Genomic DNA, 6547 nt, shown 5'->3' with positions numbered 1-6547 from the left:
CGCAGCTCGCGGACATTCCCGGGCCATTCGTAAGCCTCCAGAAACCGTCGAGCCACCGGATCGGCGCCCGCGACCCGGGTACCGTGCTTGCGGTTGAGCTCTTCGAGGAAATGATCGAACAGGAACATGACATCCTCGGCCCCCCGCTGATTGAGGGGGGGCAGGTCCACGGTCAGCACATTGAGCCGGTGATAGAGATCCTCGCGGAAGCGGCCCGAGGCCACCGCTTCGTCCAGGTTCTTATTGGTGGCTGCCAGGACCCTGGCGTTGAAGGGCACGGAGCGTGAGCTGCCCACCGGCTCGTAGGTTCGCTCCTCCAGAACCCGGAGCAGCTTGATCTGGAGATCCGGGCTCATCTCCCCGATTTCATCGAGGAAAAGGGTGCCACTGTCCGCATGAGCGAAACGGCCCTGGCGGGCGCTCACGGCACCGGTGAAGGCACCTTTGGCATGTCCGAACAGCTCGGCCTCGAGCAGATCCGGGGGGATGGCGCCGCAGTTGATGGCGACGAACGGGTGCTCGCTGCGGGCCGATTCGGCGTGAATGGCACGAGCCACAAGCTCCTTGCCGGTTCCGCTCTGACCCCGTATGAGGACGGTGGCATCCGAAGGCCCGACCACCTCCAGCAGGGAATACAGCTCGGCCATGGACTGGGAAATGCCCACAAGGCCGTGGAACCGGCTTCGCTCCGGGTGGAGGCGGTTCTGGTCGGGACCGTCATAGAACCGGGCAAGGAGCGAGGACAGCTGGATATCGAGAGCGGCTTCGTCAAGGAACAGAACCTCAGCGGCACCCCGCCGATAGGCCTCGCGAACCTGGGCGGGCTCGGGCTGGGTGCTAAACACGGCGACCGGGAGATGACCACTCCGGCAGCACGCCAAAAAGTCCCACCCGCCGGCGCCAGCGGCGAGGTCCATCAGCACCACCGCCGGCCCCGGGGCAGGGGCCGCCCCGGCTACCTCGCTTTCCAGCCCCGAGCCGGCCGCAGCACGAGCCAGTGCCTGGCTATGGCGCTCCAGTCCCGGGCCGATGATCACCCGAGGGGCGGGGGATTCGAATGCCAGCCCGGCCTGTTCGCGCCGTGTCTCACCAGGAGGTACGGATTCGTCTTGCCGGGCTTCGGTTCCCTCCGCCATCGCACCTCCAAGTTCCCGTCATTGAGGCCGGGATTCCGTCGGCTTGCCCACAGCTACTGCGTCAAAATCGTGACAGGACTGATGTTGGGTGTCAAAGCGTCCGCCGAGAGCCGGAGCGCTGTCATCCCTTACGGGCGAAAGCCTTCCTGATGTCCTCAACCGGGCGATGCTGGTAGGCTGGCCCCCAGCAACCCGGAGTTAGGCATGGCCGAGCATGAGGACCGCCAAAGGGCTGACACCGGGCTCCAGGTTCACGACCATCTCCCCCTTGAGCTCACCCGGCTCGACGAGAGTCAGGCCGCGGCAGCCCAATCAGGCAACCTGGCGGCCCAGGCCAGCGGGTTGCGCGCCGCCCTTGGGAGCCGCGACGCCACGGTGGAAGAACTCGCGCGCAGCTATCCGCCCGACCAGCGCCCCCAAGGGGCGGTGTTCGAAGCCCTGCGCTTGGTCGATACCAAGCTCGACCACCTCCTCCACCTGCTCGAGGATCAGCTGGCGCTCCAGGAAGGGGAGGGTCCGGATCCGTTGCCGGTAGCGGTCAGTCTGGAAACCATCCGGGCGGGCCTCCCGCCGGATGGCGATCTGCTTCCCGTACGGGGGGAATGGTTCTGGGTGGAATGCCGATTGCCGGGCTCGCCCCGGGTGCATTTTGGCGCCCCCGCCTATATCCGGGAGGCTGGAGCGGATCGGGGCGAGCAGGGGGAGGAACGCTACTGGGTGACACTGGCCTTGACCAATGTCACCGAGAGCGAAGAAAAGGTCCTAAGCGAGTACATCTTCCGGCGGCACCGCCAGGAAGTCCGCCAGAAGCGGCAGCCGGAGGCGGGCGGATCAGGCTAGACCGGCCGGAACTCAGCCGCTCTCCCGCTCCGCTCGGCCCAGGTAGAAATTGACGGCGGTGCGAGCATCCCGCAGGGACTCGCGCTCCCCGGGGCCGGCCTGCTGCTCCAGGCGCGCCAGGGTAGCATCGGCGGATTGCAGCTCGGCGGCCTGGGGCGTCTTGCCGTGGGCGAAATCGGCCGACAGGCTAGTGACCAGGTCCAAGGCCTGCTGCACCCGGCCTTCCTCCTGCACGGCCTGATGACGGAGCATACCCACCAGCTCCGCCGGGCCGCGGGCCGATGTTACACCCTCGGAGGCCCCTTGGGCGGTGCTCCCGGAGCTTGCCTGGGCCTTCTCCAGGGCGGCCCGGAAGGCCGAGCCGTCGGATACGCCCTGCTGCTGGGTCTGACTGCCCCCGGCCAGCTGGCTCAGGTTCTTGGTCGGATCAATTTCCATGACGCTCGCTCGCAACGGATCCGATCGGACAGTGGGCGGCCACCTTGGCCTCCAGCGGACGCGGCAGCACCGCGCAACCTTTTCTTAGCACAAAGTATACCATATCCCGGAGCTCCGGTTCTCGCGGCCCATGGGCTGCCCGCGAGAACCGGGTGAAGCCCGCAGGGGGAAATTTTTTCCGGGTAGGGAGGCCCAGCATGGAAGGACCCCGCTGCACCGTGGACGTGATCATCCACGACCCAAGCGACCGCGTTCTGCTCATCGAGCGCAAGAACCCGCCCTACGGCTGGGCCCTTCCGGGCGGTTTCGTCGACCCCGGCGAGGACCTGACCACCGCGGTCCGGCGGGAGGCGGCGGAGGAGACCGGCCTGGAGCTGGCGGAGCTGTACCAGTTCGCCACCTACTCGGCCCCGGACCGCGACCCCCGGGGGCATACCGTTTCCACCGTCTACGCCGCCCGTCCTTCCGGCACCGCCCAGGCCGCCAGCGACGCCCAGGACCTGGCCTGGTTCCCCCTCACCGACCTGCCGCCCACCGCCTTCGATCACGGCCGGATCCTCGCCCACTACCGCCAGTATTTGGAAACAGGCGAGAGGCCGGTATTGCCGTGAGGGGCGTGAGGCGTGAGGGGTGAGGTGTAACGGCGAAACGATCCATCCGCAGATTGCGCCGATGAACGCAGATGGAAGCTGGGCTGGTCGGCCCTTCTAGGTAGTGGGTAGGCCCTGACTTTATATGGCCAACGGTGTCGCGGCTCGTGCCGTTATCACAGGGCCGTTCGAGGTTATGCTTTTATCTGCGTTCATCGGCGTAATCTGCGGATAACGCCTTTGCCGTGGGTGTTATGCCTCACTCCTCACGCCTCACTCCTCACTGCCCCTGCAGCTCCAGGTAGACATTGTAGGCGTTGCGCCGGTGGGTGGCCTCGTAGGCAGGAAGGCCCTCGTACTCGGACCAGTCCACTTGGTTATACGCCGACTCGAAGGGTTGGAGCTTCTTCACGGCCTCGCCCATGGTCTCGCGCAGCTTGGTGATGTAGCCGCGCATGAAGTCGATCGCCCGGGAGGCGTTCTCCTCGGCGGGCCCATGGCCGGGGATGATCGTGGACGGCGGCGGATCCATGGCCGCGACCCGCTCGACGCCTTCCAGCCAGTTCTTGGTATCCACGTTATCGCCGATGAAGGGGATGCGGCCGTCGAACAGGATGTCGCCGGAGAACACCACATCCGGGCCGTGGACGATCATCATGGTATCGTCGGGCGCGTGCGCCGGACCCACGTGCACCAGCTCGATGCGCTTGTCGCCCATTTCGAAGGTCTTGCGCTCACCGAAGGTCTCGTCCGGCCGCACCACCCGGGTATCCTCGTCCACCCAGGGGAACAGGGCCTGGCGCCGCTGCTTCAGGCGGCGCTGGGCCCCCTGGCCCTCGAAGTACTGCGCGTAGCGGTTTTGGGCCCAGATGGTGGCGTCGGTGTGGCCCTCGAACACCTGGAGACCATAGATGTGGTCGGCGTGGTAGTGACCCACCACCACGCGGGTAACCGGCTTGTCGGTGACCGACCGGATCTTGCTCAGCAGCTTCCAGCCCAGTGACGGAGTGCCCAGGGCGTCATAAACCACCACGCCGTCGTCGGTAACCACGAAGCCGGCGTTGGACATGAAGCCCTCGTTCTCGGCATCGGGGACGCCGTTGCGGCCGATAACGAAATAGACGTCCTCGGCGGCCTTTTGGAGCTCCATGGGGATCTCGGACTTGGCGTAGGGGACCTCTTCCCAGGCGACCCCGTTTTCGGCGCCGAGGCTAATGCCGGGCAATGCCGCAACAACGGCCGCAAAAAGCGGCGCCAGCCAGAGGCGACGGGTGCGCGGGTTCGCGGGCATGAAACCTCCAAGCATTGATTGGCCGAAAGAGTAGGGTCGGTCGCGTTTACGGGGAGCCTATCATGGCAGGGAATGACCACAGCAGGCCGTTGGAATGCCTCGAGCTGTCCCCAGCCGAGCAGCCGCGGGCGGCGATCGTTTGGCTGCATGGGCTTGGGGCCGACGGCCACGACTTCGAGCCCCTGTTCCGGGAAGGCGCCGCGCTACCGGCGCATACCCGGGTGCTTCTCCCCCATGCGCCTCAGCAGCCGGTAACCGTCAACGGCGGCATGCGCATGCGCGCCTGGTACGACATCACCAGTCCGGACCTGACCACGCATGCCGACCTCGAGGGCATAAACCGCTCGGCGGGTCGGGTAATCGGCCTTCTGGAAGGTCTGGAAGCCGACGGCATCGATCCCGAACGCATCGTCCTGGGGGGCTTCTCCCAGGGCGGGGTCCTGGCCCTTTGGGCCGGCCTGGCCTATCCCCGCCCCCTCGCCGGCGTCGCCGCCTTATCCGCCTACCTGCCGGCCGACCCGCCGGTAACCGAGGCTCAGCGGCAAACGCCCCTGTTCCTGGGCCATGGCCAATACGATTCCCTGATCCCCTTCGAACTGGGCGAGGCTGCCCGCGACCGGTTGCCGGGCTTGGGGACCCAGACCCCCGAATGGCACGCCTACCCCATGGATCACGGCGTCTCCGAGACCGAGCTCGCGGATCTGTTCGCCTGGCTGAACGGGGTGCTCGGCTAGGAGGCCGCGATGCCGACCAGGATATCCCGGCCCTGTAGATCGGCCAGGATATCGGTGCCAGCGGCCACCACCTGGTCGGGGTCGGGATGGCCGATCTCCCCGGCGATCCGCCGCAGCAGGACCTCCCCGGGGTCATCGCCTTCCTCCTGAAGCAGCTCCAGAAGGCGGGCGGTAACGGCATTGACCGCCAGGAAGCCGATGGCGTCAAAACGGTCGCGGTAGACCACCAGGAAAGTGGGCTGCTGCGGGGGCGCTTCCGGCTCGAACCCGGGCCCGATCTGGTGGACGGGGAAGGCATACTGCAGCGGCCAAGCCAGCGGCGACACCACGGGCCGGCCGGCCAGCAGGTCGCCGGCGGGATCGACCCCCTGGGCGGGCAGCTCGGCCTCGTCCACCGCCAGCGCCAGCTCCACCCACTCGTAGTGGGCCAGCTCCAGAAGGAAGGCCGGATCATCGGCCCGGGGCTCCCGGACCTCAGCCAGATAGGTCAGGAATTCGCGGCCGATTTCCAGGAAATAGGGGGTCTGGGCCCGGTGCTCGGCAAGGAAGTCGGCTACCAGGGCGTTCCAGCGGTCGCCCTCCAGGATCCGGCGGAGGACGGGGAAGTTGCTGGCCATAAATCCTTGCAGGTTGTTGTAGAGCAGCCGCCGGTAGACCCGGCCTCCCCGTTCGTCGACCCCTTGGGGCCGCTCGCTGCCCGCAGGGTCCCGGAGGAAGGCGGTCAGCGCCTCCTGCGTCGCTCGCAGGTCCGCAGGTGGCTCGGGCTCGCGACTCATGCGCCCTCCGCGGATGGTTCGGGGACCGCCGCCTGGTGCCGCCGGATGGCCGCCACCTCGGCGAGCATCTCGGGAAGGGGCGGGATCTCGGTGTCCCTCTCGAGCACGGTGGGCAGGGGGCCGAACCGCCAGTAGGCGTGATCGAGCAGCTCCCAAACCGGATCGATCACCGGGGCCCCGTGGGTGTCGATGATCAGGTCCGGCTCCTCCCGCCGGTGGCCGGCGATATGGAAGTAGGCCACGCGCTCGCGGGGCAGGGCGTCAAGGAAGGCGTGCGGGTCGTAGCCGTGGTTGACGCTGTTCACGTAGACATTGTTGACGTCGAGCAGCAGCTGGCAGTCGCCGGCCTCCAGCACCCGGGCGATGAACTCGGCCTCGTCCAGGGCGGCACCGGGCGCGGCGTAATAGCTGGCGTTTTCCAGCACCACACGGCGGCCCAGCTCTTCCTGCACCACCTGAACGCGGCCGGCCACGTAGTCGGCGGCCTCCGCCGTGAACGGGATGGGCAGGAGGTCGTAGAGCTGCCCTTCGTCCGCGGTGTAGGACAGGTGGTCGCTGTAGACGGCCACCCCGTGCGCGTCCAGGAAAGCGCGCAGATCACGCAGGTGGCCACGATCCAGCGGCCGGGGCCCGCCGATATTCAGCGACAGGCCGTGGGCCGCCAGCGGATAGGGCTCGGTCACGGCGCGGAAGTCGCGCCCCATGCGGCCGCCGACTCCGATCCAATTCTCCGGGACCACCT

Annotated in this window: 8 protein-coding genes; 3 read left to right on the top strand and 5 right to left on the bottom strand. The window is 67.4% G+C overall.

Annotated elements, in window-relative coordinates; translation table 11 throughout:
• The coding region (locus tag V5A19_RS13275; protein ID WP_332319946.1) for a sigma-54 interaction domain-containing protein at positions 1-1136 on the bottom strand (1136 nt) is incomplete at its 3' end.
• Positions 1137-1340: 204 nt separating this feature from the next.
• Between V5A19_RS13275 and V5A19_RS13270 the strand changes: the two genes are divergently transcribed.
• Positions 1341-1976: a hypothetical protein gene (locus tag V5A19_RS13270; RefSeq protein WP_332319947.1), complete on the top strand. Its 636-nt coding sequence runs from the start codon at positions 1341-1343 to the stop codon at positions 1974-1976.
• Positions 1977-1988: 12 nt separating this feature from the next.
• Here the strand turns inward: V5A19_RS13270 and V5A19_RS13265 are convergent, their stop codons facing one another.
• The gene (locus tag V5A19_RS13265; protein ID WP_332319948.1) at positions 1989-2414 is read right to left on the bottom strand and encodes a hypothetical protein; all 426 of its coding nucleotides are present in this window, start codon (positions 2412-2414) and stop codon (positions 1989-1991) included.
• Positions 2415-2611: 197 nt separating this feature from the next.
• Here V5A19_RS13265 and V5A19_RS13260 point away from each other — a divergent pair, with 197 nt between their 5' ends.
• The gene (locus tag V5A19_RS13260; RefSeq protein ID WP_332327914.1) at positions 2612-3025 is read left to right on the top strand and encodes an NUDIX hydrolase; all 414 of its coding nucleotides are present in this window, start codon (positions 2612-2614) and stop codon (positions 3023-3025) included.
• A 259-nt stretch (positions 3026-3284) separates the two neighbouring features.
• Here V5A19_RS13260 and V5A19_RS13255 read toward each other — a convergent pair whose 3' ends face one another.
• Positions 3285-4154, bottom strand: coding sequence for an MBL fold metallo-hydrolase (locus V5A19_RS13255; RefSeq protein ID WP_443081505.1), 870 nt, complete (start codon positions 4152-4154; stop codon positions 3285-3287).
• Between the two features lie 203 nt (positions 4155-4357).
• On the opposite strand from V5A19_RS13255, the gene V5A19_RS13250 reads away from it, so the two are divergent.
• Positions 4358-5029, top strand: a complete 672-nt coding sequence (locus tag V5A19_RS13250) for an alpha/beta hydrolase (protein ID WP_332327912.1) — start codon at positions 4358-4360, stop codon at positions 5027-5029.
• Here the strand turns inward: V5A19_RS13250 and V5A19_RS13245 are convergent.
• Positions 5026-5805 carry an HvfC family RiPP maturation protein gene (locus V5A19_RS13245; protein ID WP_332327911.1) on the bottom strand — a complete coding sequence of 260 codons (780 nt, stop codon included), beginning with the start codon at positions 5803-5805 and terminating at the stop codon, positions 5026-5028. The genes V5A19_RS13250 and V5A19_RS13245 overlap by 4 nt on opposite strands.
• Positions 5802-6547 (bottom strand): DUF692 domain-containing protein (locus V5A19_RS13240; RefSeq protein WP_332327910.1); only part of this gene is annotated, 746 nt, incomplete at its 5' end. The genes V5A19_RS13240 and V5A19_RS13245, both read right to left, overlap by 4 nt.

Origin of the sequence: Thiohalorhabdus sp., from assembly GCF_036628635.1 — a bacterium.
In the GTDB taxonomy this organism is placed as follows: domain Bacteria; phylum Pseudomonadota; class Gammaproteobacteria; order Thiohalorhabdales; family Thiohalorhabdaceae; genus Thiohalorhabdus.
Note: the sequence above shows the minus strand (reverse complement) of the source record. Positions and strands in the feature narration are given on the sequence as shown.